We start from the raw sequence: 25,485 nt of genomic DNA, 5'->3' as shown, positions 1-25,485 counted from the left end.
AATGAATGCGCCTCATTCGTTCCCGATTTAGCTGAAGCATTGCCCGAGTGAAGCGGCTGCCCAGAGTGAAAGCCAGCATTACGATACAAGATTCGTTAACTTGATGGCAATGGGGTCTTAGCACGAGTTACAGATTTGTAAAATTTTTTTGTCATAAATTCGAGAGTTGTTAATAAGATATGGTGGTACATCAAAAAATTAACGGAGGAAAAAGATGAAGAGACTACTGCTGCCCTTATTTTTACTAGTTTCATGGATACTTATATTTATGGGATGGGAAAATTTTGTTGACGCCAAACATACCATAAAGGACAGAGAGGAAATGAGCCATTCGGAATGGGAATATGAAGGCTACTAAAATTAAGAGGCGCATCATTGGATGCGCCTCTTTTAACGTAATAGGTGTTTTATTGGCGATAATCCCAATTTATCGGCGACCCGCCAATAAAAAGGGCGCTCCGCCAGAAAACAGGCCCGTATCCTGCCTTTGCAGCGTCTTTCACCATATATATCAGAGCCTGCTCTTCAATAAATCCAGGGCATTATCGATATCCTCTTTCGTTGTATATCTTCCAAGGCTGAAGCGCACTGCTCCTTTACCTGTTGCTTCACTAACTTTCATTGCTTTTAGCACAGGGGATAATTCCACATTCCCTGAATGGCAGGCGGAACCTGTTGAAGCGGCAATTTCAGGAACAGAGGATAAAACGTCGTCCCCGGTTCGTCCTGTGAAATTAACACTCAGTGTATTAGGCAACGTTCCAGAGAGCTGTCCATTGAGAACGAGTTCATCTCCAAATTGAGCTTGTAAGGATTCCCAGAAATAATCACGGAGCTGCTGGACTTTCAGATTGTCAGTTTCTGAGACAAGTTCGGCCGCTTTCCCGAGAGCGCCAATAAGCGGAAGACTCTCTGTTCCTGCTCTCAGACCGTGTTCATGGCCGGCTCCGTGAATTAAAGGCTCGAGAGGTGTCCCTTTCTTCACATACAAAGCTCCAGCGCCCTTAGGCGCGTAAAATTTGTGGCCGGCCAAGGTTAACAGGTCAACCCCAAGGCTGTCTGTTTGCACAGGGACTTTACCTATAGACTGTGCTGTATCTGAATGAAACAGTACTTCGTGCTTTCTTGCAATTCGTGAGATCTCTTCAATTGGCTGAATGGTGCCAACCTCGTTATTAGAATGCATGACAGTGATGAGAATCGTTTTGTCTGTAATTGCCTTCTCAATATCATGAGGATCAACCCGGCAGTTTTCATCCACTTCTACATAAGTAACTTCGGCCCCAAGCTGTTTAAGAAATTCGAGAGGGTTCATAATTGCCGGATGCTCTATTTTACTTGTAATAATGTGATTTCCTTTTTCTTTTAAGGCAAAATAGATTCCTTTTAAAGCCAAATTATTCGCTTCACTCCCGCCGCTTGTGAAGATGATTTCGTCAGGACGGCAATTCAGCATTCGGGCAACCTGGTTCCGGGCAAGTTCGATTGCTTCTTTCGCTTCCCGTCCAGCCCAGTGGGTTGTAGAAGGATTGCCGAAATGCCTTGTTAAATAATAAGTCATCACTTCTGTCACCTGCGGGTCTACAGGGGTACTTGCATTGTAATCCAGATATATTTTTTCCATGCATAAACACTCCAGTTAATGGGCTATTGTTCGTATCCGGTTATTTACTGTGGGTTTTGGATAAAGAATCCGGCAATTTCGTTCTCTTCATTAAAAGAAATCTGGAAAACCATTTCAGAAGCCTCAAACAAGCCGTCCATGAGAACAACCTGATAATTGCCTGCCTCAGTATTTCTGTCTATTACTCTGTTGTAATTATGATCGATAAAGCCGCCCAGTTGGCCGGCAGCTGTTTCCCAGACTTCCTCCAGTACATCGGGCTGCAGTTCTGCTGCCATTGTTTCATCGAAGTACTCATACGCCTCTTCATAATTGCCAGCGTCAAGGTGATCTATAAAACTTTCCGCAGTTTCAACCAGCTCTTCAGTCTCTTCATTTAATTCACTGGTGTCCTCATTATTACATCCGGCAGCAATTAAACTGATCATTAAGATGATGAAGATATACAAAGACTTTTTCACAGGATTCTGTCTCCCTCCGTAATATACACATATATCCGCGGTCACTAAACTTAATTTCCTGATGTTTCTTCCATCCATTCTGCAATATCAGCAATCACTTGTGCTTCAACAGTTGCCGGCAGTTCATATTCCCCGGCAGTACCTGCTTCGGGCCCTTCTGAAGGAACAAAAAAGTGGTTTAGCTGCGAATAAGTAATGAAAGTCACATTATCGCCGGTTTCTTCCAGATAATCATGCCATGCGGAAAAGTCCTCTTCCACTGATACCTGGAAATCCGCCTCACCCTGGGCTATAAACAAAGGTTTATCCAGCTCAGCTGCAATTTCCCCAGGGTTATACTGGTCCATTTCTTTAAAATAATATGCTGGCAGGCCGAAAAGAGTGGACTGGGCAGCTTCCTCATCGGTCATTTCTTCCAGGTTTCGGGCTTTCTGCATCTCTGCTTCAACCAGGTGGAGAAATTCTGTTTTCTCCTGCTCGGACATCTCAGCAGATTCATTTTCAAGCATATTTATATTCTGGTCATAGATTATTTCCCAGAGAGGGCGTGGTGAGCCGGCAAGAATAGCAACGCCTGCAAAATCTCCCCCGTCCTTATCGATTCTTGGAGCGAGCATCCCTCCAAGGCTGTGCCCGATTAAATAAATGTTTTCTTCGTTAAAACGGTCATCTGATTTTAGCAGGTCTGCTGCACGGACAGCGTCTTCAATTGTTTCTTCGTTAACGGTAAATCTGTTCATACTGTCAGGGTCCATGGAAGCAGAGTGGGTATAAGTTCTTTTATCGTACCTGAGTACTGCCACTCCATTTTCCGCAAGGCCCCAGGCCAGATCGCGGAAGGGCTTATAGGCGAAAGCACTTCCGTCTCTGTCTATCGGACCGGAACCGTGAACAAGAACAACTGCGGGAGCACCATCAAGTGGTTCAACCGGGATGGTCAGTGTGCCCCCAAGCTCATAGTCTGTACCTTCCCCGATAGTGACCTCTTCTTCAACTGCCCCCTCAGGCAGTTCATTACTTGCATAAATTCCGGTGATGTTAAACCCGTCGAGCTGATCATCGCTGTTAATCGTCATCCTGACTTCCACAGTACTTTCTGTGTATTCAAGGATTGCCTCAGCTACTGAATGGGTGTCATTCCAGTCTGCAGCAGTAATCGATGAAATTTCCAAAAAACTGCCTGCGTCTTCTGTACGACTTTCCCAGTTGTCCCCGAAGTCATCTGAAGACAATGAAGCCTGCAAATTAGCCGTAAAGTACTCGGAGTATATATCCTCGTATTCTTCATTAATAAGTTTAGAGATTATCTCTTCTCCAGTTTGTTCAGCTGATTCAGAGTCAGTATCGCCTTCGCCTGAACATGCGCTGAGCACGAGTCCGGCTCCCAGAGCCACGGTCAATATTTTCCCAGTAAATTTATTCATTTTTTCTTCTCCTTATTACTTTCATAGTATCAGTTGTATTTACGTCTTACTGGCAGAAGGGTTTCAGGGTTTGAACTCCAGCTGGATGGAAGGGACAATATTTTTGATAAATCATCGCCCTCTGCAGTAAGCTATGAATATGATTCACATTGTTATTATCTGTCAGGCATAAATTTTTTCCGGACAGAACTATTATACAGGTTAATGCAGGTGATGGTGGATGGGGAAAAGAAAAAGGTACAAAAACTATGATAACGTAAAAAATGAACAGTCTTTTTCAGATATGCTCAGGTGGGCGAAGGAACGGAGGCAGAAGAAAAAAGATCTCTCTGTTCAGCTGCCCCACTCAGAACAAAAACAAGCAGAAGAATTGCGGGAAAATAAAGAGGCTTTCTCTCTTACATGGATTGGCCATGCGACCTTTTTGATTCAAATGGACGGGCTCAACATCTTAACTGATCCGGTCTGGGCGAAGCGCATGGGCGTACAGAAGAGACTGACAGAGCCCGGGCTGGCGCAGGAAGAGCTGCCGGAAATAGATATAGTAGTTATTTCACACGGTCATTACGACCATCTGGATTTCAGGTCAATAAGGAAATTGAAGGGAGAGCCTACTTTTTATGTCCCTGAAGGTTTGAAGTCTGCCTTTACGAGAAGAGGCTACAAAAAGGTAACCGAAGCGAATTGGTGGGACACTTTTGAAGCAGGGGGCATAAAGCTTTCCTTTGTTCCCGCCCAGCACTGGACAAAACGGACGATAACAGACACGAATACTTCCCACTGGGGAGGGTGGATTTTCGAGGACAGCAGCGGCCGGTCCGTATATTTTGTTGGCGACACAGGCTACTTCCGCGGGTTTAAAGAAATCGGGGACGAATTTAAGGTGGATATTGTCTTAATGCCGATTGGTGCCTATGAACCGGAGTGGTTCATGAAGGTGTCACATATCAACCCGGAAGATGCTGTAAAAGCTTTTTTGGAGCTGAAGGGGAAGAAATTTGTGCCCATGCATTATGGGGCATACAGGCTTGCCGACGATACAGGCCCGGAAGCACTGGACAGGTTGTTAAAAGAGTGGAGCCGCCTGGACTTAGATGAAGGGATGCTTAAGGTCTTTAAGCTTGGAGAAACGTATTGGGGCGATGGTGTGTGATAGGGAGGCTTCTTGAAGCCTCCTGAGGAGGGGGGGCACTGTTACTCAGGGACGGATAGGTCCTTGCATGCCAGAACTCTGGGAAAATTGAGTAGAAGGGTAACGCTGGAGTGTCCATCATGCCCGAACTTAGGAAGAATCGAGTAGAAAGGTAACGCTGGAGCGTCCATCATACCCGAACTTAGGGAGAATCGAGTAGAAAGGTAACGCTGGAGTGCCTCGCATACCCGCTTGGGGAAAAAAACAAAGCAAGCGGTAACGCGAGAGTGTCTCACATACCCGCTCGGAGAAAAAAATGAAGCAAGCGGTAACGCGAGAGTGTCTCGCATATCCGCTCGAGGAAAAAAACAAAGCAAGCGGTAACGCGAGAGCGTCTCACATACCCGCTCGAGGAAAAAAACAAAGCAAGCGGTAACGCGAGAGTGTCTCACATACCCGCTCGGGGAAAAAATCGAAGCAAGCGGTAACGCAAGAGTGTCTCGCATACCCGCTCGAGGAAAAAAACAAAGCAAGCGGTAACGCAAGAGTGTCTCGCATACCCGCTCGAGGAAAAAAACGAAGCAAGCGGTAACGCAAGAAGACCTCGCGCTCTTCGATAGAGAGCAACCCTGCTTCTCAAGTAATGAATGAACCAAACCATTCAGTACTACTAAAACACCAATAAGAGACAGCCTGGAATCATCAGGCTGTCTCTTTATTAAATAAAAATTTCATCACTTTTTTCCTCGATATCCGCTTACCCGGAAAATAACCCCCGCAAAAATTAATTAATACGAACGTTCTATTTCAAGCTCATCTCCATTTTGATATTCAATCTCCAGTTCAAATTCTGTTAGTTCATCTTCGGTGATATCAAGGTAAGAGAGAACCTGGTCAATTGCATCATCTTCTGCAGTGTCAGGGAAGATTTGAAGCTCCTGGAGCATCGCTTCCATTTCCTCAATTGCCTCAGAGCCTTCACGCTCAGATTCGTCTCCGTTTTCCCTTTCTATTTCGGCCTCTGTTTCCCCATTGTCATCTTCATATTCGAATTCCCATTGACTTCCGTCCTGAAAATCAATCTCCAGTTCAAATTCTCTAACACCGAATGCGAGTGTGCTTGAAGTGTCCTCGCCTCCGTTGTTTTCTGCTGTACTGTCATTATCGGCAGCATTATTATCAGCCGCACCGTTATTAACAGCATCATTATCGGCATCAGTATCAGCATTCGTATCTGTATCATCTAAATTATTATTTCCGGTATCGTCTGCAGGAGAGTTTTCATCTGTATTATTAACTTCTGTTCCCTGGTTTGTATTACCATTCTGGTTAGCTGTATTGTCTGTTGTATCGTTACCTTCCCCGCAGGCAGTCACTAACATTGCGGCTGAAAGTGCTGCGGTGCTCAATAAGTATTTTTGTTTGCGCATAATAACAACTTCCTTTCTGCGTTAAAAATGATAAGTTTCAGAGTGTACATTACCCGATTTTGTTCCATGTAATCATAGTTCCTGTATGGGGAAATTCAGATTGTTAATTGCTTTAGAAAAGGAGGGCCGCAAAGTCTCCTCCAGGACGCAATGAAGCAAACAACCACAATACCAGAAAAAACAAGGCTGGTTTAAATATTTGGAAATCAAGGAAAAGTGGTTTTAAGAATAAGGCAATGAAAGAAATTTACAGAGATTAACAGAAAATATGAATGACCAATGAAAGGAGGTTGTTTTCATTGGAAGGTGTTTCAATGGTACTCATACTGTTCCTTCTGCTCGGGGCAATATTCGGACTAGTTGCATGGGCAGCTATGAGAAAGAGAAAATAAAAAGCAATGATAATGAGAGGAGAGATGGATGGTGCGGGAAAATTCTGCAGAAACCACCTGCTGCTCCTCTGTTTACACTTGAAGAATACGATGCTCCTGGAAGGGGCATCGTATTTTTTCATATTTTCACACAAAATTGTGCGGGGTCTGGCCCCCGAACTTTTGGCTTCGAATTTTTAGTCTTCTTTCAGGGCTGCGTTGATTTCTCCGCCGAGAAGGACGATGATCGAGGAGAAGTGGAACCAGACCATCAGGGCGATGACTGTTCCTATGGCCCCGTATGTTGCTGTGTAGTCAGCAAAATTATTTAAATAATAGGTAAATCCTAAGGATGTCAGCTGCCAGCCGATAGTTGCAAATACAGCTCCAATATAAACATCTTTCAGGGAGAGGCGCAGACTTGGCCCGGTGACATATAACAAAGTAAAAACAATAAAAAGTATAAGAGAACTTATACCCCAGCGCAGGAGATCGAACTCAAAAAAAGTAAATCCAACTGCCAGAAATTCTTTCATTGCCCCTCCGATAACCTGAAGTACAAGAGCTACCAGCACAACTGCAAACATACTGATTGTGAGAAGAATAGAGATAAACCTAGATTTAATCATGCCTCTTTCTTCTGTAACATTATATGCAAGGTTAAGGGAGCGGAGGATGGAGTTGAGAGCAAGGGAGGCTGTCCATAGTGTAAATAGAATACCAAAAGACATGAGCCCTGTATGCTGAGCTTCTGTTATTACATCCCACTGGTTCTCCACAACTTGGAGTACACCAGACGGGATAATATCATCGCTGATAAGTCCCAGATCATCTTCAAAGGTGAAAGGCAGGAAAGACATCAAAGTAATGATAAATATGAGAAAAGGAAACAGAGACAAGATCAAATAATAAGAACACTGTGCTCCCAGGTCAATTAAGCCATGATCTTTAAAACGTATATATAAAGACCGCAGAAATTTCATGTATGATTTCCTCCCTATGGCGCTGCCGGTTAATATCGGCCATTTATTAAATTCTTCACTCTGTTTATCGGAAAAGCCTGGCAGCCTTTTTAAATATATAGAAAATACCTAAGTGATTAATAACCCTGTACGTAAATATTCCTCCTGAATGGAGAAGTTTATGTAATTAATCTGTTAATTGGTTAAAAAGGCGGCAGGACAGGACTTCATGTATTTAAATTTCAATTTTTTATAAAGAAAATACCTGAATAATTAGTCATGTTCTTTTCTTTTACAGCAGGTCTGCTGTCTAAATATTCCTATAAAACCCGGCAGTGTATTCCTTATATTACCAGAAAGAACATCCTTTTTAAACGTGCACAAAACGCCTAACGTCCGATATATCTAACAAAAGTATGCCGTTAAAATAGAGTTACAACAGGATTCTCCATACATATACTCACATTCTGTAAAACAGGAGGTGTCTTTTTTTAGCTAATTGTTTCGCCTTACTAAAAAAACATAGAAGGGAATGGTTTTCTTGAAGAAGACTATTACACTGATCTTAGCTGCTTTGCTTGTTATGTCATTACTGCCGATTCAAGCGGGTGCTGTAGGAGAAGGGCCAAATTATAATGGAAATGAGACAATTAAAAATGAAAGACTGACCAGTTATGAAGACCTTGTGAAGCAACTGGAGCGTGCAGACAGCCGTTCAGAAAATATAGAGCTGGAAGTGATTGGACAATCTGTACAAGGGCGTGACCTTCACTTAGTTAAGTTTGGGAACAATCCGGAAAACCCTACTATTCTTTTCCTTACACAACAGCACGGAAACGAAGCTCTTGTTACAGAAGGGGCGTTAAATGTTATTAGAACTCTGTCTGGTAACAGCAGACAAGTGCGTGAGCTTGCCGAAGAGGTAAATGTATTTTTCGTTCCCCGTCTGAATCCTGATGGAGCTGCGGGCGATGTTAATTTTGATATTTCTGATCACGTTGGAGGGGGCCAGGCTACAAGGACTAACGCAAATGGCGTTGACTTAAACCGTGACCATGTAGACCGAAATGAACCTGAAACTTATGCGCTTCATACAAATGTTCTCCAAAAGTACGATATTGATTATCTCGTCGACTTCCACCATCAGGGAGCTCGTTCTGCTGTGGACGACCGCTATGTATCAGGGTCCATCCTTTACCCGACAAATGCACAAGTAGATGCAGGCGTTGTTGAAATGTCCAAACAGTTAGGGGCTGTTATGTATGACGCCGTAGAAGCAAGAGGTTTTGGTCATTTAGGAAAATATAACGGAGGAGATGCGCTTACAATTTCCCGTAACGGACTTGCTTATGAATACGGTATTGCTACGTTACTGTTTGAAATGAGAGGTATGACGGACCACACGAATCCAAACCAGGTTCTTGGCCAGAAGAGTAACGGTTACTTGATACAGCAAGCTGTTATATCAATGGAAGCTGCGATAGATGCTATTGCAGACAGATCCATTAATACAACAGACGCTTCTTTCTGGGACACACTCCCGGTACAGTATTTCAAGGGTGAATAAAATAGGATCGATGGCAGGAGCGACCAGGTTGCTCCTGCCATATTTCTGTTTTACGGCTAGACCATAGTGGAATAATGATATGAATACATCTTGTGAGAAAAGGAGGATGGAAAATGAAGCCAAAAATGAAATTCCAATTCACAGAAACAAACGGCATAACGCTTCATACGGCTGTGGCAGGTCCTGAAGATGGCCCCCTTGTTATCTTGCTGCATGGTTTTCCGGAGTTCTGGTATGGCTGGAGAAACCAGATTGAACCACTTGCCCATGCAGGATTCAGAGTAATTGCTCCGGATCAGCGTGGTTATAATTTGAGTGACAAGCCAAGTGGAATTGAAAATTATACGATTGATAAATTAAGAGATGACATTATTGGTTTAATCCACGCCTCCGGAAGAGAGAAAGCATCGATCATCGGCCATGATTGGGGAGGTGCTGTTGCCTGGTATTTGACCGCAACGAAGCCTGAACTAGTCGAAAGGCTTATCGCCATAAATATTCCTCATCCTGAAGCGATGAAAAAAATCATGTTAAGATACCCGCCGCAATGGCTTAAAAGCTCCTATATGGCTTTTTTCCAGCTGCCGCAATTACCTGAAGCGGTTTTGGCAGGGAATAATTACAGCCCTATGAAACAAGCACTTCTTAAAACTTCAAAAAGAGAAGTTTTTTCTGACTCTGATCTGAAAAAATATGAAGAAGCATGGTCACAGGAAGGTAGTATAACTGCGATGCTTAATTGGTACAGGGCAATAAGGTATGGTGGTCTGAGCGCTTTTGACGGGGAAAAAATTGATGTCCCGGTAAAAATTATCTGGGGGATGGGAGACCAGTTTCTGAGCATGAAGTCTGCGAAAGCCAGTCTTGAATACTGCGAAAATGGGGAGCTTATTTTTGCAGGCGAAGCAACCCACTGGGTGAACCATGAACAGCCACTTCTTATTAACAAACAGATTATTGAATTTTTAAGCAAAGATTAACTAAAGGCCAACAACCTTACCCCTTTCCTTTCGATTTTTTTTGGGGCCATACACCGGAGAGTACCAGCCTTCCTAATGCAAGAATGGCAGCTGCATGTGTCCGGAAAAGGGTAGTATAAATTTGCGTCTAATTGCTCACCACTATGTAACAGAGCGAGGCAGGTTTCCTGGCATATCAACATTGGAGAGGGCGCTGAAATTGGAACTGACACCGAGGCTGTATCATAATTTAATTCGACCTAAATGGATTACGAAAAAATACATACATGATTTGCTCAATGACCATATTCAGTTTCAAAACAGAATAATACTTGACTTCGGCTGTGGAACAGGGGCAAACTGCTGTCTCTGTGATGCAGAACATTATCTTGGGGTGGATCCGGACAAACACCGTGTGGATTTTGCCAAAAATATGTACCCAGAATATAAATTTGAAACGAGTGATGGCAGCAGACTTCCGGCAGAATCTGGCACTGTAGATCTCGTGCTTATCATCGCTGTGCTCCATCATATTCCTTCAGCAGACATTCCGGCCTTTGTAAAAGAATTCAGGAGAGTTTTAAAAGCTGAAGGGGGCCAGGTAGCCGTAATTGAACCATGTCTGTTTGATAATACCCGGCTGAGCAACTGGTTTATGAAGAAATACGACAAGGGCAAATATATACAGGGTGAAAAAAATTATCTCGATTTTTTCCAGGATGGAGGCTTTGCCTGTAAGGTGATTAAAAAGTATTCTAAATGCTTTATGTATAATGAGCTTTTTTTCGTCGCAAGCACTGCTGATTAAGCTGTAAAACCGGGAGGGGAATTAATTGGATAAGAAAAAAATTACTGAACTCGTCACCCCTGAGACGGAAGAGAAAATAGAAGAATTAGTACAAGGTCTGTCTTTTACAAAGAATTTCCGGTCAGCTACTGCGGAGGAATGGTATGTTTTTCTGCCTGGGTATGAAGATCCAAAAACAGGAGGAGCGGCTGGGAAGGCCATCATTCATTATAATTTAATGGGCAACAGGGATGTTTTTATTAACACCACTGTTATCATTGATGATCCTGCTCTCCACGACATCCCGGCTTATCCCTTGCTGTATGCCGCATGTGATGAGCTTGTGAACCGTCTTGTAGGGTATGCGGATACCCTTCTTTCAGTACATGCGGGAGAAAACAGTTATGATGCGGAATATAAACGGTAAAAATATTACTTCACAATAATGACAGGAGGAGATTTAATTGGCAAAAAAACAAAAGAAGGAAAGCTTTGCCGCAAACGAAGTTACATTAACAAATACACCTGTTGATGAAGAAATCACGGTAAGTACCGAGACAAGCCCCAGGGCTCCATTTAACACAAATAAATATTATCCAGGGGATTCCGTTAACGAGCATAAAGAAATAGAAGAAATGAATCTGGACCTGGCAAAAGAAGAGCTTAAGCAGCAAAACGAAAATAACGCGCTTGATTAACCGGACAAAAGCAGCTGAGCTGTCAACTTTATTGTAATTAAATGGATAATCGTCACAAATACAACCCTTAGGAGAATAAGGTAGATGTGTAGTTCTAATATTTACCTATAAGGAGTTGTATTGAATGAACGAGAAACATTTAGCCTGGCACGAGACACTTGAAATCCACGAACTGACAGCCATGCAGTCCATTGGTTTAATGAAACTGAAAAAAGCTCTGCCGGAAGTCAAAGAGAGAGAACTGCAGCAAATTTACCGGACAGGTATTCAGGGGTTAACTGCCAATCTGAATGAACTTCTGGAATTTTATCCGAATATGCCAAGGGACGCTGAAGAGGAAGAAGAGCGGGCTGATGGGAATGTTTCACCTGCTTTTTATGCCGGTGACCTGCTCGCCCTCGCTAAGACATCTGTAAGGAACTATGCGATTGCAATTACGGAAACTGCGACGCCTTCTGTACGGCAGGTTTTAAGAAAGCAGCTGAACAGGCATATAGACCTTCATGCAGCTGTGTTCAATTATATGTACAAAAATAGCTATTACCCTGCCTATAATTTAGAGAAGCTCCTGGACGGCGATGTACGTCTTGCCAGGCAGGCGTTGTCTATGCGAGATGAATAACAAGAAAAACCTTCTTGCTTTAATTGTAAATACTGCTGCTGCAATCACCGTCTCTTTCTGAGATGGTGATTTCCCTTTTTGCAGAGGTTTAGTAATTTTGATTTTTGTGTATTAGCAAACTAACCATATTTTTTACACATGATGATAAGATTGCAGAAATGGAGGAATACCATTGCTTACACAAGATCAAATAAATACATTGAAGGACAGGCTCCTTGAACTGAAAAAGGAGCACGAAGAACGTCTTGCGCCGGCAGAAAATGAAACTGCCAATGAAAGAAGAGCCGAAGATACAGGAGAAATTTCCCGCTACGATAACCACCCTGCAGACGAGGCAACCGAGTTGTTTGAACGGGAAAAGGACACAGCATTAAATAATCATTCACGACAGCGGCTAGAGGAAGTGGAAAAAGCATTGCAGGCCATCGAGGATGGAGAATACGGAAAATGTGAAGTGTGCGGAGAAGAAATACCATATGAACGCCTTGAAATTGTGCCGGAAGCTGTAAAATGTGTGCAGCATGCACAGGAGGAAGACCGGGGCAGATACCGGCCAGTAGAAGAAGAAGTACAAAATGCTTCCCTTGAAGACGATTCTAAAGCAAAGGAAAGAGTCGCCTTTGATCGAAAAGACGCTTGGGAGACGGTCAGTGACTTTGGCACTTCCCAGTCGCCGTCAGACTACACAGACTCAGCCAGGCAGTATAACAATCAGCAGGAGGACTCTGAAAATAATACAGGAATTACGGAAGACGTGGAGGATGTTCCGGTTTCAGACATTGAAGGGAATGATACTGGGATAACCTCAGACAGGAAAGAGCATGAAGGAGGGTCTGGCAGCCGTTCTGACCTCGATGACGATCCTAAAAATCATGAAAGGTAATAAATTACCGTGAAAAACCGCTGCATAGCGGTTTTTCTTTTTGCCTGAAGGCGCCTGCGGTTTTCTTCAAAAGATAAGAAAGTATATAATTTTTCTCGTCTACACATCTGTGAGGTGTGGTATTTTTTAACCGTGAGCAGGGGTAATTCTACATCTCAAGGGACGCAGGAAGGCCTTGCAACCCTTGAACAGGAGCAATTCTACAACTCAAGGGACGCAAGAAGGCCTTGCATCCCTTGAACAGGAGTAAATCTACAACTCAAGGGACGCAAGAAGGTCTTGCATCCCTTGAGCAAGTGCAATCCTGCAACTCAAGGGACGCAAGAGGTCCTTGCATCCCTTGAGCAAGTGCAATCCGCAACTCAAGGGACGCAAGAAGGTCTTGCATCCCTTGAACAGGAGTAAATCTGCAACTGAAGGGACGCAAGAGGTCCTTGCATCCCTTGAGCAAGTGCAATCCTGCAACTGAAGGGACTCAAGAAGGTCTTGCATCCCTTGAGCAGGGGCGGTCCTATAATTCAAGGGACACAAGAGGTTTTTGCATCCCTTGTTACTTCCATAAAATCCTAGCAAATTCCCGCCGTATCTGCCGCATACTAGAACAGAGCAGAATTTTGTGATGCTTGAGGAGGTGCGGAGTTTTGCTAAGCGAAGAGCAAATACAGACATTGCGGCAAGTGCTTACTGAAGAAAAAGAAAGCCTGGAAAAAAGGCTTAAAGATCATCATTACGGACTTGATCTGGAACATGCCACAGAATCCATGGATGAGCTTTCAAGGTACGATAACCACCCTGGGGACCTTGGCACAGAGCTATATGAGCGGGAAAAGGACCTGGCTCTCGATGAGCATTCCGAGTATACGTTAAAGGAAATAGATCTTGCACTGAACGCCATTGCGGAAGAAACGTACGGGAAATGCGAAAAGTGCGGTGACCTTATTCCATACGAGCGGCTGGAAGCTGTGCCAACCACCCGGAGATGCGTAAAGCATGCGGAAGATAACACTGTATCAAATACAAGACCAGTGGAAGAGGATGTATTAAAGCCTGCTTTCGGAAAATTTGAATACGATGAAAGCAACGAGCAGCAAACGTTCTTTGACGCTGAGGACTCATGGCAGACAGTTGCCAAATTTGGAACTTCGGAGACACCCTCCGATTTTTCCGATACAGACAAAGACTATAACGCCATGTATGTGGAAGGGGAAGAGGACACAGAAGTGCCTGAGGAAATTGAAGATATTCTCACTGCAGACATTGAAGGGAAATTCAGCGGTGTCAGCGTGGACCACCATAAGTATGAAAAATACCTGGATGAAAATGACGTTGATACAATTATGGACAGAGATGAAAGTTAAGGATGGAAAACAGCACTTATAAAATAAGTGCTGTTTTCCTGAGAATCTTCCTGAGTTCTCCCGGCACACCTTTGTAATAGATGGCCGCTATTAACTGCGGGCCGGCATTCAGGGCATAAAAACCATGGGCACGGGACTGGCTGAAATTACCTTGCGAAGTTTCTATAAAAAATGTTGATTAAACAAAAGATATTAATGCTGAAGTTTTACTGCCGGTTTTTTTGGAAAACACCCATAAGCTCTGGCAAAGCAATAATTTAAAGGAGTGATCAATTGAAGCATTTAAGGGCGTTAGTAATTAAATCATTAATGATTACGTTAGTGCTGGTCACCCTCCTTACAATGTTTAATGGCTACCCGCTGCTGAACACCATTTTCCTGTCTTTGCTAATCACAGGGCTTGCTTATGTTATCGGTGATCTCCTGATACTTCAGCGGGCTAATAATACGGTATCAACAGTAGCTGATATAGCGCTTTGTACTTTAAAAATTTGGGTGTTAGCTCCATTCATTCTTGGAGCGGCCGTACCATTCAGCCTTGCCTTTATTTCAGCATTGTTAATTGGCGGCGGCGAATGGTTCTTCCATAAATATATGGCAGGAACCGTTCTGGATGAGGAAGATGATCTTGTAGGCGGGCATTAAATATAAACGCCTGAAGGTTTTCGTGTGCGAAATCAATGGTTTAATGAACGAAAACGGTGATGCAATGTGCGGAATCTTTTAAGCCCCCTTAATCATTTAGACACCATATACAGGTTATGAAAACACCTAGATGATGGCAAAAATGATTTAAAAAAGGGAGAAAGTACAGAATGGCTAAGAGAATTGATGTTATTGAAGATGTAAAAAAGAAATACGTTCGCATGGCCTTGGAGACTGGGAATTATACCTCTATCGCCAGAAAGGCTGGAATATCCAGAGAAACTCTTAGGAATTGGTTCAAACTTTACGAAGATGAAGTTCGTGACGTGATGGAAACCGAAGGATCAACGGGTTTATCCGATAACCCCACAAAGGAGGAACTTCAAAAGAAATATGAGCAGGCGATGCTTCTATTAGGCGAAAAAGAGTTGGAAGTTGCCATGCTCAAGAATGTTATAAAAAAAAACGAGTTCCTCTAATCCTCCTGCTAAAAGAAATCGAGGAGTGGGTGAAAGACGGTTTTCCAGTAACTAGAACTACAAGAGCATTAAACGTGGAACGTTCGTTGTATTATTACCATCAAAAAAATAAACAGGTCACAGAAGAGTCCTTCCAGGGCCGGCCAGTACCAGGATTTTCCTTGGCTCAGACTGGTATAAAAATATCTGATGAGCAGATTGAAGAATTCCTAATGGAAGCTGTAGAGGGTGAGGAAGGTATCTACGGATACCGAAAACTCACCAACTACCTTAAAGACCAACATAAGTTGGTAATAAACCCTAAAAAGGTCTATCGCCTCTGTGAAAAGTTAAATATTCTGTTACCTCAGCGAAGAAAATCTAAGTATCCTCGAAGGTTGGCGAAGCAGCACACGATAACAGCTTCTAACCAGCTTTGGCAAGTGGATATAAAGTATGGCTCGATTGAAGGTAGTGGACGATTCGTTTTTCTAGCTAGTGCTATTGATGTATATGACCGGTGTATCGTTGGATACTATCGCGGTCCAGAATGTAAAGCAACAAACATTACGAAAATGCTTCAAGGGGCGTTATTGAGACGCGGTATTCACTATGAAAGTGAGACTTCTTCGAAGTTGATTATTCGTACAGATAACGGCCCACAATTTGTCAGTGAACATTTTGGCAGATTTTGTGAGCATCAACACCTATATCATGAACGCATACCAAGCAAATCACCGGATTTAAACGCCTATATTGAATCGTTCCATAGCGTCATCGAAAGGGAGTGTTACCAACGTTACCGTTTTGAATGCTTCGAAGAAGCCTATTACAGGATTGATGAGTATATGGATTTTTATAATAACCGGCGCTACCATGGAAGCCTAAAATATTTATCGCCGGCAAAGTTCTATAAATTATATAGCAAAGGAAACTGTCCACAAATAATTAACTTATAGAACCAAGGGGAGTGATTTTCCTCTTCTTCACCTAACTACCCAGCAGTTGATTAAGCGTAAGGGTCAAGCGGTGTTGGCTTGATGCTTGCGCGCAATCAACTATCCTTCGAAAGGTGAAGAAGTGACTACCTAAAAGTGAGCAGTAGGTGTCTAAATTGAAGGGGCCAAACCGGAATCAGCTGTTCAATGAACGTAAACCACGCTTGAATGCACGAAACATTGATCTTGGAGGTGAAATGATTTGGCTCAGGATTATTTGGCAGTACATGAAAAAGCAGAGCTGCATGAAATGTTAATGTTTAAAACTAACTGCCTGCAGAAGTCCCAGGCGATGCAGAGCCTGGTTCAGGACCAGGAGCTGAAAACCCTTTTGCAGCAGGATGTTAAAGCGTCTCAGACTAATATTAAGGCTTTACAGCAATTACTTAGCTAATAGGGGTGAAAACTTATGTATCAAATGCAGAACCCGATGAATGACCAGGCTGTTGCCGCGGATTTGCTTCTTTCAGCAAAGGCAGGAGTGAAAAATTGTGCTGCGGCTCTTACGGAAGCCCATTCTGTTAATGTACGTAAAGCGTTGAACCAGCAGCTGCAGCAGGCAGTGATGTTTCAGCAGCAGGTTGCTGACTACATGGTAAGCAAAGGCTATTATGAGCCGTATAACCTTGAAGAGCAAATCGCAATGGATCAGCAGGCTACCGACATGGCACTGCAAAACAGCCAGGATACTCCTGGCAGCCAGCTTCAGTAAAGATGTCATAAGTTTATGAGCACACTACCCTTTTGTGAGGGTGGTGTGTTTTTTTATATGAGAATTTCATATATAGACTTTGCATAAAAAAAAGACGAATTACTTTTCGATTGCAGCGTAAGACGGCGACTCTGGCGGGAAAAGCATGAAAAGCTGAAAATCCATTTTTGACGGCATTCAGCCGTCAAAAATTAGTTGAAGCCGTGCCCGAAGAACGCGTCCGACTGTAGCGTAAATCGAACAGCAAAGTAACATTGTTCGTATTAATGATGGAAATCTTGAATTATGAAATTGATTCATATATGACCTGAAAGGTATCTTTACAAAACCTTAACATATAAACAGTTGATTATATAAACGTCCACTTATATAATGGACGATGAATGGAGGGTGGAAAAAGTGAAAACCATAAAACCTGTACAGATAGAAGAGGCGTCCAGCTTGTTAAAGCTCCTTGGGGATAAAACAAGGTTAACAATTATCTCATTGCTTTTAAAGGATGAATTGTGTGTGTGTGAACTTGTGGAAATCCTAAAAATGAGCCAGCCTGGCATCAGCCAGCATATAAAGAAGCTGAAAGCGATGGACCTGGTGAAAGAAAGGCGGCAAGGCCAGTGGATTTTCTACAGGCTTAATACAGAGGCGGAACTTTATCCCCTGCTTGAATCTGTCGCAGCCCATCTTCCTGATCAGGGGGATAAGCTGAAAGATCTTGAAAATAACGGGCTGAGAGTCTGTTGCAAATAATTAGTCTGGGGGAGTGACATGTGGATAAAGAACAGGAATTACTCGAAGAAAAGGAAGGTAAAGGAATAAGCTTTTTTGAAAGATACTTAACGGTTTGGGTGGCCCTTTGTATTATTATCGGTATTGCTGTAGGCCAGTGGCTCCCGGTGGTGCCTGAAACGCTGAGCCAGTTTGAATACGCCCAGGTTTCCATTCCGGTGGCAATCCTCATCTGGCTGATGATCTATCCGATGATGGCCCAAATCGATTTTACGAGTATTGTAAATGCCGGGAAAAAACCGAAAGGCCTGGCTGTCACTTTAGTTGTAAACTGGCTGATCAAACCGTTTACGATGCTGTTTTTCGCCTGGCTGTTTTTCCGGGTCATCTTCGGTCCGTTTATACCTGATGAGCTGGCAGTCCAGTATATCGCCGGGGCTGTGCTGCTCGGAGCGGCGCCTTGTACCGCGATGGTTTTCGTATGGAGTTATCTTACAAAGGGTGATGCAGGCTATACACTCGTACAGGTTTCTGTAAATGATATCATTCTGATTTTTGCCTACGGGCCGATTGTAATGCTCCTTCTGCACCTGAATAATGTGGTTGTCCCGCTGGACACAGTATTGTTCTCCGTGCTCGCCTTTGTAGTCATCCCGTTGGCGGCAGGCTGGCTGTCCCGTATGTATTTCATCAGGAAAAAGGGCAGGGACTGGTTCGAGAACGTTTATCTGAAAAAAGCAGGTAAATTTACGATTGTGGGATTACTGCTTACGCTCATAATCATTTTCTCCTTCCAGGGAGAAGTCATTTTAAATAATCCTTTCCATATAGGGCTCATCGCAGTGCCATTGATCATCCAGACGCTGTTTATTTTCGCCATCGCATACTGGTGGGCGAAAAAATGGCGGCTCGAGCACAGTGTTGCCGCACCTGCCGCAATGATCGGCACAAGCAACTTCTTTGAACTCTCAGTAGCGGTTGCTATCGCTTTGTTCGGACTTAATTCCGGAGCAACATTGGTGACAGTTGTTGGTGTGCTTGTGGAAGTCCCGCTTATGCTTTTTCTTGTACGAATTGCCAATAACACAAGACACTGGTTTCCAGTGGAAATACAGCTTCCGGAGAAAAACTAACGATAACTAATCCAATATGTAAAGGGGAAAACCGAAATGTCAAAACCAATCATTTACTTTTTATGCACAGGAAACTCCTGCCGAAGCCAGATGGCGGAAGCGTGGGGGAAAAAATATTTAGGCGATAAAAATGATGTCTATTCCGCCGGTATCGAAGCACACGGAGTGAACCCGAAAGCCGTGGAAGCGATGAAGGAAGCTGGCATCGACATTACAGACCAGACCTCAGATACGATCGATCAGGATCTTTTGCAAAAAGCAGATCTTGTAGTCACTTTGTGCGGGCATGCGAATGACGTCTGTCCGGCAACACCTCCTGACAGAGACCGTGTCCACTGGGGTTTTGACGACCCGGCAAAAGCGGAAGGAACCGACGAAGAAAAGTGGGAAGTGTTCCGCCGTGTCCGTGACGAAATAGGCGAGAGAATTAAAAGATACGCCGAGACTGGAAAATAATTTTCAAAGAGGAGATGTTAATATGGCAAAAATAGAAGTGTTTGATCCTGCGCTGTGCTGCCCTACAGGAGTATGCGGGCCGAGTGTGGACCCGGAATTGACGAGAGTGGCAACAGCTTTGTTTCTCCTTGAAAAAAAGGGTGTTGATGTAAACCGCTATAATCTGGCTACGGAACCAGACGCATTCATTATAAATGAAAAAGTAGAAGTGCTGCTCACGGAACGTGAAACAGAGGCGCTTCCTTTAACTCTTGTTGACGGGGAAGTTAAAAAGATTGGCGGATACCCGACTAACGAAGAGCTTGCTGAGTGGAGCGGTGTCCCGGCTGGAGAACTGAATAAAAAAGACGAAAAAACTAAACTGAACTTGTTATAGAGAGAAGGAGTAAATATGTTTCAAGAATTCTCACCTGAACAAATTCCGAAAACCCCTTACTTATTTTTCACCGGTAAGGGAGGCACCGGGAAAACTTCTGCAGCTTGTGCTTCAGCGGTTGCTCTGGCAGACCAGGGAAAAAAAGTCTTAATCGTAAGCACGGACCCTGCGTCAAATCTTCAGGACGTTTTTGATATGGAGATCGGTGAAAATATTACGGCTATTCCAGCTGTGCCAGGATTATCAGCCGTTAACCTTGATCCTGAAGCCGCAGCTGCAGCATACAGGGACAAGGTCGTGGGCCCTTACCGTGACAGGTTTCCCGCAGCGATAGTTTCCCAGATGGAGGAACAGCTTTCCGGGGCATGTACGGTAGAAATCGCCGCTTTTGATGAGTTTACAACCATTCTCACAAAGGAAGAATTGACCTCCCAGTATGACACCATTATTTTTGACACAGCACCAACAGGTCATACACTGAGGCTTCTGCAGCTGCCGAATGCCTGGACAGACTTTCTTGAAGAGAGCACCCACGGGGCATCCTGTTTAGGCCCCCTCTCCGGTCTCGATGAGAAAAAGTCTTTATACGAGTCTGCGGTGAATGCTCTAGCCGATGAAAAGAAAACGACTCTTCTCCTTGTTGTGCGCCCGGATGAGTCTTCTATAAGAGAAGGGGGGCGTGCAGCGGCGGAACTGGCTGAAACAGGGTTGGAAAATCAGATGGCTTTAATGAATGGGGTGTTCCAGCCTGGTGATGATACCGACGAAAGCGCAGCGGCATTGTTTTCCAAACAGCAGGCGGCAATCAGTAAAATGGAGCATCTGTTAGAGGGGATGCCTGTTCACCAGCTTCCATATGTTCCATATCCTCTGACGGGAATTGGTGCTCTGCGAAGTTTTCTCCAGGGGGATGTTTCGGAAGTCGCCGGAGACGCGGCTGAACAGGAAAAGCCTGATCTGCCCGGGCTCGGAGCGCTCGTAGAAAAGCTCGCTGAAAAAACAAAAGGTGTAATCATGACAATGGGAAAAGGCGGCGTTGGCAAAACAACGATCGCAACTGCAGTCGCAGCCGGCCTTGCCGAAAAAGGAAAAAAGGTCCATCTTACAACGACCGACCCGGCAGCCCATATAGAACATGTCATTAAAGGCGGGAATATACCGGGAGAGATTTCTGTAAGCCGGATCCACCCGGAAAAAGAAGTAGAGCATTACAAACAGGAAGTGCTCTCTAAAGCGCAGGAAGAGCTTGATGAGGAAGGCCTTGCTTATTTAGAGGAGGATTTGAGTTCTCCATGTACGGAAGAAATAGCAGTTTTCCGTTCTTTTGCAAATGCTGTGGAGAAAGCGGACTCTGAGTTTGTGGTGATTGACACAGCGCCAACAGGCCATACGCTGCTGCTTCTCGATGCGTCCCAGTCTTATCACAAGGAAATTGAACGTTCCTCCGGTGAAGTGCCTGATTCTGTTGTGAAACTCCTCCCTCGTCTTCGTAACAAAGAGGAAACAGATGTAATTGTTGTAACACTCCCGGAAGCAACCCCTGTGCTGGAAGCATCCCGACTTGAAGAAGATCTGGAACGGGCAGAGATAACTCCAAGCTGGTGGGTGATTAACCAAAGCCTTGCAGCAGCTGACACAACCGATCCAATTCTTAAAGCGAGAGGCAATCATGAAGTCCGTTGGATCAGAGAGGTATGGAGCCGGGCGGAAAATACAGTGCTGATCCCATGGATTAAGGATGAAATCCAGGGGGCAGACGCATTGCGGAAGCTGACTTCCTCGAGTAATTAATTGGGCGCGTCTCGCATACCCGCTCGGGGGGAAATGATTGCCGAGCGATAACGCTGGAGCGTCTCGCATACCCGCTCGAGGGAAAAAGATGGTCAAGCGGTAACGAGAGAGCGTCTTGCATGCCCGCTCGGGGGAAAATGCTAGTTAAGCGGTAACGCTGGAACGTCCATCATGCCCGAAGTTCGGAAAATCCGCAAAGAAAGGTAACGCTGGAGCGTCCATCATGCCCGAACTTCGGAAGATCCGCATAGAAAGGTAACGCTGGAGCATCTATCATGCCCGAACTTCGGCAAAACCGAGCAGAAAGGTAACACTGGAGCGTCCATCATGCCCGAAGTTCGGAAAATCCGCAAAGAAAGGTAACGCTGGAGCGTCCATCATGCCCGAACTTCGGAAAATCCGCATAGAAAGGTAACGCTGGAACGTCCATCATGCCCGAACTTCGGAAGAACCGAGCAAAAAGGTAACGCTGGAGCGCCCATCATGCCCGAACTTCGGAAAATCTGAGCAGAAAGGTAACGCTGGAGCGTCCATCATCCCAGCCCGCGACTAATGATGGAGAAAATCCTGCCTCTGCCAATGCTTCTGACCCAAAACCTCTGCATAGAAAAAGGGTATCTCAGCAACTTGAGATACCCTTACTTATTTATTATGATTTTAAAGTAAATGCCGCGGTACATGTCCTGTACTGCTCCTGTAATTACTTAAAATACCTATCCTGGAAGGATAACGACCCCTTCCTGGATAATGAAAGCCCTACCTCTCTTTCATCCAACGGCTCCGAGACCGCGCCAGTGTAAATAAGCTCGCTCAGAGTATTAACAGGATGCCAGATAATAATCGTAAAACATCGTTTACGTGAGATTTTTAATATATAATAATTCTTTACGAATTGAAAAGTCTAAAACCATAATACAGCATGAAAATTGGCGGAGTATAAACACACCATTGATTATCATACCATCCTTATGGAAAATATGCAACATTTATTTTTAACAGTATGCCAGCAGGACAATTGAAATGATACATAAACAGTAATATAAGGGAGCAGATAAAATGGAAATTAGAACTCTAACGGTAAAAGACGCAGAGATATACCGGGATTACCGGCTGGAGGCATTGGAACAAAGTCCGGAAGCCTTTGCCTCTACCTATGAGGAAACTGTATCAGATACAGCACTGGAGAATATACGTGCCAACCTGAATTCAGATGATTCTGTCACACTGGGGATTTTTCAGGAAGGCGAGCTGGCAGCTTCAGCAGCACTCAGGTTTTACACGCTCGAAAAGCTGAAGCATAAGGCTCATCTGCTGGCGATGTATGTTTCACCTCAAGCCAGAAATAAAGGGTACGGCAGAAAGCTTGTGGAAGCTGCTCTTGAAATAGCTAAAGAGAGACAGGTTGAGCAGGTGCAGCTTGCCGTTGTCACCAGGAACAAACCGGCAATCAGCTTTTATGAATCTTTAGGCTTCATCACATATGGAGTTGAGAAACGGGCTCTTAAATATAAAGACAAGTATTGGGATGAAAACCATATGGTGCTGTTTCTTTAAATCTTAAGCAGCCCACACCAATAAACTAAATTCCCGCCTAAAAAATTGTCACGAGAACATGCCATAGTGAATTAGCTGATATAGAAAAAATTGCTAAGGAGTTGTGGCGTATGTTTTATCATATAAAAGAGCTTCAATACCATGCGAAACCGGAACGGCCGGATCCAATATTTGCGAGACAGCTTCAGGAAATACTGGGAGGGCAGTTCGGTGAAATTTCGGTGGCAATTCAGTATTTATTTCAGGGATGGAATTTCCGTGGGACAGATAAATATCGTGACTTACTAATGGATGTAGGTACAGAGGAACTGGCCCATATAGAGATGCTTGCTACGATGATTGCGCGCCTGCTTGATGGAGCTCCTGTTGGGGATCAGGAAACAGCAGCGAAAAATCCAGTCATTGGGGCTGTTTTAGGGGGGATGAACCCACAGCATGCGATTGTCTCCGGATTAGGAGCTATGCCTGCCGATGCAGTTGGAAATCGCTGGACGGCAAGTTATGTTATTGCAAGCGGCAACCTCCTCGCAGACTTCCGGGCAAACCTGAATGCGGAGTCTCAAGGGCGTCTTCAGGCTGTCCGGCTTTACGAAGCGACAAATGACCGTGGAGTGAAGGATATGCTTTCCTGGTTAATTGCACGTGACAGAATGCATCAGAATATGTGGCAAGCAGCGATTTCCGAGCTCGAAGCCCAGGAGAATATAGTAGTTCCAAGTACATTCCCTACGGAACTGGAGAAATTCCAGGCGGCGTATGATTTCTATAATCTGTCTGAAGGAGAGCAAAGTAAAGCAGGACGCTGGGCTAAAGGGAGAAGTATGGATGGACTCGATAACTTCAAGTATTACCCTCAGGCACCTGCTTATGGTGACAGGCCTGTTCTTAAACCGGCGCCGGCATATATCCATGATACTCACCCGATGATCAGGGAAGAGGGACAAAATCACGAAGCTCCTAATAAAGCATGAATAAAAAGAAAATGTGATCTTTTTATGGACTCTTTCAGCAGGCTCTGACGATAGTAATTGCTTTAAGCAGCTTCTCTTCTTAAAAGGGAGCTGTTTTTTCAATGCATAGAAATTCCAATTGAGAAAGAAGATATGTTTAAAGAGTAAAAAAGTGAGGTATATAAATTATAATTCCTACTACTTGATAATTATTATAATTAAATATATAATACAATTAATAAAAATATTAGGAGTTGATACACATGAATAACGAACTTACACAAGCAATGAACAAGCAATTAGCGAACTGGCAAGTACTTTATACAAAGCTGCATAACTATCACTGGTTTGTGAAAGGACCTGATTTTTTCTCCCTTCATCAAAAGTTTGAGGAAATGTATACAGGTGCTGCAGCGAATATTGATGAGATTGCAGAAAGGCTCCTCACAATCGGAGGAAAGCCAGCTGCTTCCATGAAGGAGTATCTGGAACTGGCCAGCCTGGAAGAAGCCGGCGGTGGAGAATCGGCGAAAGAAATGGTTTCCGTCCTTTCTGAAGATCTTGGTAAATTGAGCAAAGGATTTGAGGAGTTAATCGAATTAGCGGAAAAACAGGAAGATGAGCCAACCGCTGACATGTTTATCGGAATGAAAACGGCAATCGAGAAAGATAAATGGATGCTGGATGCATACCTGGGGTAATTGTTAATACAAATATTCTTAAGAGGAAAGCCTGTTTAATGGCTTTTCTTTTTTTTGTGTGCCCGGCATGTGCATACGCTTTAGGGTTCAAGTCCCGAACAGTGAAGGTCGTTGTAACTGCTAGCTAAAGGCAAGGGTGTCCGGGGCGACTCGGAATCTGAAGGAAGCCGGAGGCAAATCTCCGACCCGAGGAACACGAATCTCATACAAGGCTGTCTGGTCTGGATGAGGCTGCAAAACAAGTCAAAGTCCTAACGACCGAAGGATCCGGCAGTAAATGAGGCGGGTATATGGAGAGGAAGTTTATGCACTTACCCGGGGAGGTCTGACAGGAACGCCGTACAAATGCGGTAACTGATTCCAGGAGGAATCACTGAACTGTCAGAAGTCAGCCGAAGCCATAGTACCACAGATTTCTAGATTTTGTGGGAAGGGCTGAATCATGAAAAGAGTGCTCATCCACCTGCGTACGTATCATTCGATGACACAGAACATACCAGCTTGCCTAGGAAGCAGAGGTGAATCCCTCCAGGGCTTAGGAAGCGTGGAGAATGATACCACACAATGGAAAGGAAGAGCCACGTGGAGGTTAATGTGATGTTGGAAGAGATATTACACCGAGACAATTTGAATAAAGCATATCTCAAGGTAGTCCAAAATAAAGGGAGCCAGGGCGTTGACGGCATTACCACTGCGGAACTGAAATC

At 44.1% G+C, this 25,485-nt stretch carries 29 protein-coding genes; 24 read left to right on the top strand and 5 right to left on the bottom strand.

Annotation, left to right across the window (positions count from 1 at the left end; genetic code table 11):
- The first annotated feature begins 214 nt into the window (after positions 1-214).
- Positions 215-358, top strand: coding sequence for a hypothetical protein (locus BK582_RS26710; protein ID WP_169910738.1), 144 nt, complete (start codon positions 215-217; stop codon positions 356-358).
- 153 nt (positions 359-511) lie between these two features.
- Here BK582_RS26710 and BK582_RS01990 read toward each other — a convergent pair whose 3' ends face one another.
- From BK582_RS01990 to BK582_RS01980, 3 genes are read right to left on the bottom strand one after another with little or no spacing between them, the layout of a single operon-like run.
- The gene (locus tag BK582_RS01990; protein ID WP_078592750.1) at positions 512-1,624 is read right to left on the bottom strand and encodes a cysteine desulfurase family protein; all 1,113 of its coding nucleotides are present in this window, start codon (positions 1,622-1,624) and stop codon (positions 512-514) included.
- A 44-nt stretch (positions 1,625-1,668) separates the two neighbouring features.
- Positions 1,669-2,085 carry a DUF3887 domain-containing protein gene (locus tag BK582_RS01985; RefSeq protein ID WP_169910735.1) on the bottom strand — a complete coding sequence of 139 codons (417 nt, stop codon included), beginning with the start codon at positions 2,083-2,085 and terminating at the stop codon, positions 1,669-1,671.
- 50 nt (positions 2,086-2,135) lie between these two features.
- Positions 2,136-3,509, bottom strand: a complete 1,374-nt coding sequence (locus tag BK582_RS01980; RefSeq protein ID WP_078592748.1) for an alpha/beta hydrolase — start codon at positions 3,507-3,509, stop codon at positions 2,136-2,138.
- Between the two features lie 220 nt (positions 3,510-3,729).
- On the opposite strand from BK582_RS01980, the gene BK582_RS01975 reads away from it, so the two are divergent.
- Positions 3,730-4,662 (top strand): MBL fold metallo-hydrolase, encoded by a 933-nt coding sequence (locus tag BK582_RS01975; RefSeq protein WP_078592747.1) that lies wholly within the window; start codon positions 3,730-3,732, stop codon positions 4,660-4,662.
- Between the two features lie 767 nt (positions 4,663-5,429).
- Here BK582_RS01975 and BK582_RS01970 read toward each other — a convergent pair.
- Positions 5,430-6,071 carry a YusW family protein gene (locus BK582_RS01970; RefSeq protein WP_078592746.1) on the bottom strand — a complete coding sequence of 214 codons (642 nt, stop codon included), beginning with the start codon at positions 6,069-6,071 and terminating at the stop codon, positions 5,430-5,432.
- 272 nt (positions 6,072-6,343) lie between these two features.
- On the opposite strand from BK582_RS01970, the gene BK582_RS26385 reads away from it, so the two are divergent.
- The gene (locus BK582_RS26385; protein ID WP_134163605.1) at positions 6,344-6,463 is read left to right on the top strand and encodes a DUF4006 family protein; all 120 of its coding nucleotides are present in this window, start codon (positions 6,344-6,346) and stop codon (positions 6,461-6,463) included.
- Between the two features lie 176 nt (positions 6,464-6,639).
- Here BK582_RS26385 and BK582_RS01965 read toward each other — a convergent pair whose 3' ends face one another.
- Positions 6,640-7,425, bottom strand: coding sequence for a YihY/virulence factor BrkB family protein (locus BK582_RS01965; RefSeq protein WP_078592745.1), 786 nt, complete (start codon positions 7,423-7,425; stop codon positions 6,640-6,642).
- 511 nt (positions 7,426-7,936) lie between these two features.
- Between BK582_RS01965 and BK582_RS01960 the strand changes: the two genes are divergently transcribed.
- From BK582_RS01960 to BK582_RS01860, 21 genes are all read left to right on the top strand, one after another.
- Positions 7,937-8,971, top strand: a complete 1,035-nt coding sequence (locus tag BK582_RS01960) for a M14 family zinc carboxypeptidase (RefSeq protein WP_078592744.1) — start codon at positions 7,937-7,939, stop codon at positions 8,969-8,971.
- Between the two features lie 113 nt (positions 8,972-9,084).
- Complete coding sequence (locus BK582_RS01955) at positions 9,085-9,951, top strand: alpha/beta fold hydrolase (protein WP_244895317.1); 867 nt, start codon at positions 9,085-9,087, stop codon at positions 9,949-9,951.
- A gap of 199 nt (positions 9,952-10,150) precedes the next feature.
- The gene (locus BK582_RS01950; protein ID WP_167553298.1) at positions 10,151-10,738 is read left to right on the top strand and encodes a class I SAM-dependent methyltransferase; all 588 of its coding nucleotides are present in this window, start codon (positions 10,151-10,153) and stop codon (positions 10,736-10,738) included.
- Positions 10,739-10,763: 25 nt separating this feature from the next.
- Entirely contained in the window at positions 10,764-11,144 is a 381-nt protein-coding gene (locus BK582_RS01945) for a hypothetical protein (protein ID WP_078592742.1), read from the top strand.
- Between the two features lie 37 nt (positions 11,145-11,181).
- Positions 11,182-11,415 (top strand): hypothetical protein, encoded by a 234-nt coding sequence (locus BK582_RS01940; protein ID WP_078592741.1) that lies wholly within the window; start codon positions 11,182-11,184, stop codon positions 11,413-11,415.
- A gap of 124 nt (positions 11,416-11,539) precedes the next feature.
- Positions 11,540-12,037 carry a spore coat protein gene (locus BK582_RS01935; RefSeq protein ID WP_078592740.1) on the top strand — a complete coding sequence of 166 codons (498 nt, stop codon included), beginning with the start codon at positions 11,540-11,542 and terminating at the stop codon, positions 12,035-12,037.
- A 172-nt stretch (positions 12,038-12,209) separates the two neighbouring features.
- Positions 12,210-12,920, top strand: a complete 711-nt coding sequence (locus BK582_RS01930; protein ID WP_169910732.1) for a TraR/DksA C4-type zinc finger protein — start codon at positions 12,210-12,212, stop codon at positions 12,918-12,920.
- A 641-nt stretch (positions 12,921-13,561) separates the two neighbouring features.
- On the top strand, positions 13,562-14,278 hold the full coding sequence (locus BK582_RS01925) for a TraR/DksA C4-type zinc finger protein (protein ID WP_078592738.1): 717 nt from the start codon (positions 13,562-13,564) through the stop codon (positions 14,276-14,278).
- 273 nt (positions 14,279-14,551) lie between these two features.
- Positions 14,552-14,923, top strand: a complete 372-nt coding sequence (locus BK582_RS01920) for a DUF2512 family protein (RefSeq protein WP_078592737.1) — start codon at positions 14,552-14,554, stop codon at positions 14,921-14,923.
- Positions 14,924-15,093: 170 nt separating this feature from the next.
- Positions 15,094-15,402 carry a helix-turn-helix domain-containing protein gene (locus BK582_RS27585; RefSeq protein ID WP_139368201.1) on the top strand — a complete coding sequence of 103 codons (309 nt, stop codon included), beginning with the start codon at positions 15,094-15,096 and terminating at the stop codon, positions 15,400-15,402.
- A 29-nt stretch (positions 15,403-15,431) separates the two neighbouring features.
- Positions 15,432-16,340 (top strand): IS3 family transposase, encoded by a 909-nt coding sequence (locus BK582_RS01910; RefSeq protein WP_078592736.1) that lies wholly within the window; start codon positions 15,432-15,434, stop codon positions 16,338-16,340.
- 241 nt (positions 16,341-16,581) lie between these two features.
- On the top strand, positions 16,582-16,773 hold the full coding sequence (locus BK582_RS01905) for a spore coat protein (RefSeq protein ID WP_078592735.1): 192 nt from the start codon (positions 16,582-16,584) through the stop codon (positions 16,771-16,773).
- A gap of 15 nt (positions 16,774-16,788) precedes the next feature.
- Positions 16,789-17,091, top strand: coding sequence for a spore coat protein (locus BK582_RS01900; protein ID WP_078592734.1), 303 nt, complete (start codon positions 16,789-16,791; stop codon positions 17,089-17,091).
- A gap of 372 nt (positions 17,092-17,463) precedes the next feature.
- Entirely contained in the window at positions 17,464-17,838 is a 375-nt protein-coding gene (locus BK582_RS01895) for an ArsR/SmtB family transcription factor (RefSeq protein WP_078592733.1), read from the top strand.
- 20 nt (positions 17,839-17,858) lie between these two features.
- Positions 17,859-18,950, top strand: a complete 1,092-nt coding sequence (gene arsB / locus BK582_RS01890; RefSeq protein ID WP_078592732.1) for an ACR3 family arsenite efflux transporter — start codon at positions 17,859-17,861, stop codon at positions 18,948-18,950.
- A 36-nt stretch (positions 18,951-18,986) separates the two neighbouring features.
- Positions 18,987-19,406, top strand: a complete 420-nt coding sequence (arsC, locus tag BK582_RS01885) for an arsenate reductase (thioredoxin) (RefSeq protein ID WP_078592731.1) — start codon at positions 18,987-18,989, stop codon at positions 19,404-19,406.
- A 22-nt stretch (positions 19,407-19,428) separates the two neighbouring features.
- Positions 19,429-19,782 (top strand): arsenite efflux transporter metallochaperone ArsD, encoded by a 354-nt coding sequence (gene arsD, locus BK582_RS01880; RefSeq protein ID WP_078592730.1) that lies wholly within the window; start codon positions 19,429-19,431, stop codon positions 19,780-19,782.
- Between the two features lie 15 nt (positions 19,783-19,797).
- The gene (arsA, locus tag BK582_RS01875) at positions 19,798-21,573 is read left to right on the top strand and encodes an arsenical pump-driving ATPase (RefSeq protein ID WP_078592729.1); all 1,776 of its coding nucleotides are present in this window, start codon (positions 19,798-19,800) and stop codon (positions 21,571-21,573) included.
- 1,056 nt (positions 21,574-22,629) lie between these two features.
- On the top strand, positions 22,630-23,127 hold the full coding sequence (locus BK582_RS01870; protein WP_078592728.1) for a GNAT family N-acetyltransferase: 498 nt from the start codon (positions 22,630-22,632) through the stop codon (positions 23,125-23,127).
- A 110-nt stretch (positions 23,128-23,237) separates the two neighbouring features.
- Entirely contained in the window at positions 23,238-24,098 is an 861-nt protein-coding gene (locus BK582_RS01865; protein WP_078592727.1) for a manganese catalase, read from the top strand.
- 242 nt (positions 24,099-24,340) lie between these two features.
- On the top strand, positions 24,341-24,778 hold the full coding sequence (locus tag BK582_RS01860) for a Dps family protein (RefSeq protein ID WP_078592726.1): 438 nt from the start codon (positions 24,341-24,343) through the stop codon (positions 24,776-24,778).
- Positions 24,779-25,485 lie beyond the last annotated feature (707 nt).

The organism is Evansella clarkii, from assembly GCF_002019695.1.
GTDB lineage: Bacteria > Bacillota > Bacilli > Bacillales > Salisediminibacteriaceae > Evansella > Evansella clarkii.
This window is presented reverse-complemented; position numbering and strand designations above follow the sequence as displayed.

Excerpts from the sequence above, each read along its gene's own strand:
- BK582_RS01955 (WP_244895317.1), top strand. The coding sequence starts at position 9,085 with ATGAAGCCAAAAATGAAATTCCAATTCACAGAAACAAACGGCATAACG.
- BK582_RS01860 (WP_078592726.1), top strand. The coding sequence starts at position 24,341 with ATGAATAACGAACTTACACAAGCAATGAACAAGCAATTAGCGAACTGG.
- BK582_RS01935 (WP_078592740.1), top strand. The coding sequence starts at position 11,540 with ATGAACGAGAAACATTTAGCCTGGCACGAGACACTTGAAATCCACGAA.
- arsC (WP_078592731.1), top strand. The coding sequence starts at position 18,987 with ATGTCAAAACCAATCATTTACTTTTTATGCACAGGAAACTCCTGCCGA.
- BK582_RS01870 (WP_078592728.1), top strand. The coding sequence starts at position 22,630 with ATGGAAATTAGAACTCTAACGGTAAAAGACGCAGAGATATACCGGGAT.
- BK582_RS01865 (WP_078592727.1), top strand. The coding sequence starts at position 23,238 with ATGTTTTATCATATAAAAGAGCTTCAATACCATGCGAAACCGGAACGG.
- BK582_RS01970 (WP_078592746.1), bottom strand. The coding sequence starts at position 6,071 with ATGCGCAAACAAAAATACTTATTGAGCACCGCAGCACTTTCAGCCGCA.
- arsA (WP_078592729.1), top strand. The coding sequence starts at position 19,798 with ATGTTTCAAGAATTCTCACCTGAACAAATTCCGAAAACCCCTTACTTA.
- BK582_RS01895 (WP_078592733.1), top strand. The coding sequence starts at position 17,464 with ATGGACGATGAATGGAGGGTGGAAAAAGTGAAAACCATAAAACCTGTA.
- BK582_RS01990 (WP_078592750.1), bottom strand. The coding sequence starts at position 1,624 with ATGGAAAAAATATATCTGGATTACAATGCAAGTACCCCTGTAGACCCG.
- BK582_RS26385 (WP_134163605.1), top strand. The coding sequence starts at position 6,344 with ATGACCAATGAAAGGAGGTTGTTTTCATTGGAAGGTGTTTCAATGGTA.
- BK582_RS01980 (WP_078592748.1), bottom strand. The coding sequence starts at position 3,509 with ATGAATAAATTTACTGGGAAAATATTGACCGTGGCTCTGGGAGCCGGA.
- BK582_RS01960 (WP_078592744.1), top strand. The coding sequence starts at position 7,937 with ATGGTTTTCTTGAAGAAGACTATTACACTGATCTTAGCTGCTTTGCTT.
- BK582_RS26710 (WP_169910738.1), top strand. The coding sequence starts at position 215 with ATGAAGAGACTACTGCTGCCCTTATTTTTACTAGTTTCATGGATACTT.
- BK582_RS01965 (WP_078592745.1), bottom strand. The coding sequence starts at position 7,425 with ATGAAATTTCTGCGGTCTTTATATATACGTTTTAAAGATCATGGCTTA.
- arsD (WP_078592730.1), top strand. The coding sequence starts at position 19,429 with ATGGCAAAAATAGAAGTGTTTGATCCTGCGCTGTGCTGCCCTACAGGA.
- BK582_RS01900 (WP_078592734.1), top strand. The coding sequence starts at position 16,789 with ATGTATCAAATGCAGAACCCGATGAATGACCAGGCTGTTGCCGCGGAT.
- BK582_RS27585 (WP_139368201.1), top strand. The coding sequence starts at position 15,094 with ATGGCTAAGAGAATTGATGTTATTGAAGATGTAAAAAAGAAATACGTT.
- BK582_RS01975 (WP_078592747.1), top strand. The coding sequence starts at position 3,730 with ATGGGGAAAAGAAAAAGGTACAAAAACTATGATAACGTAAAAAATGAA.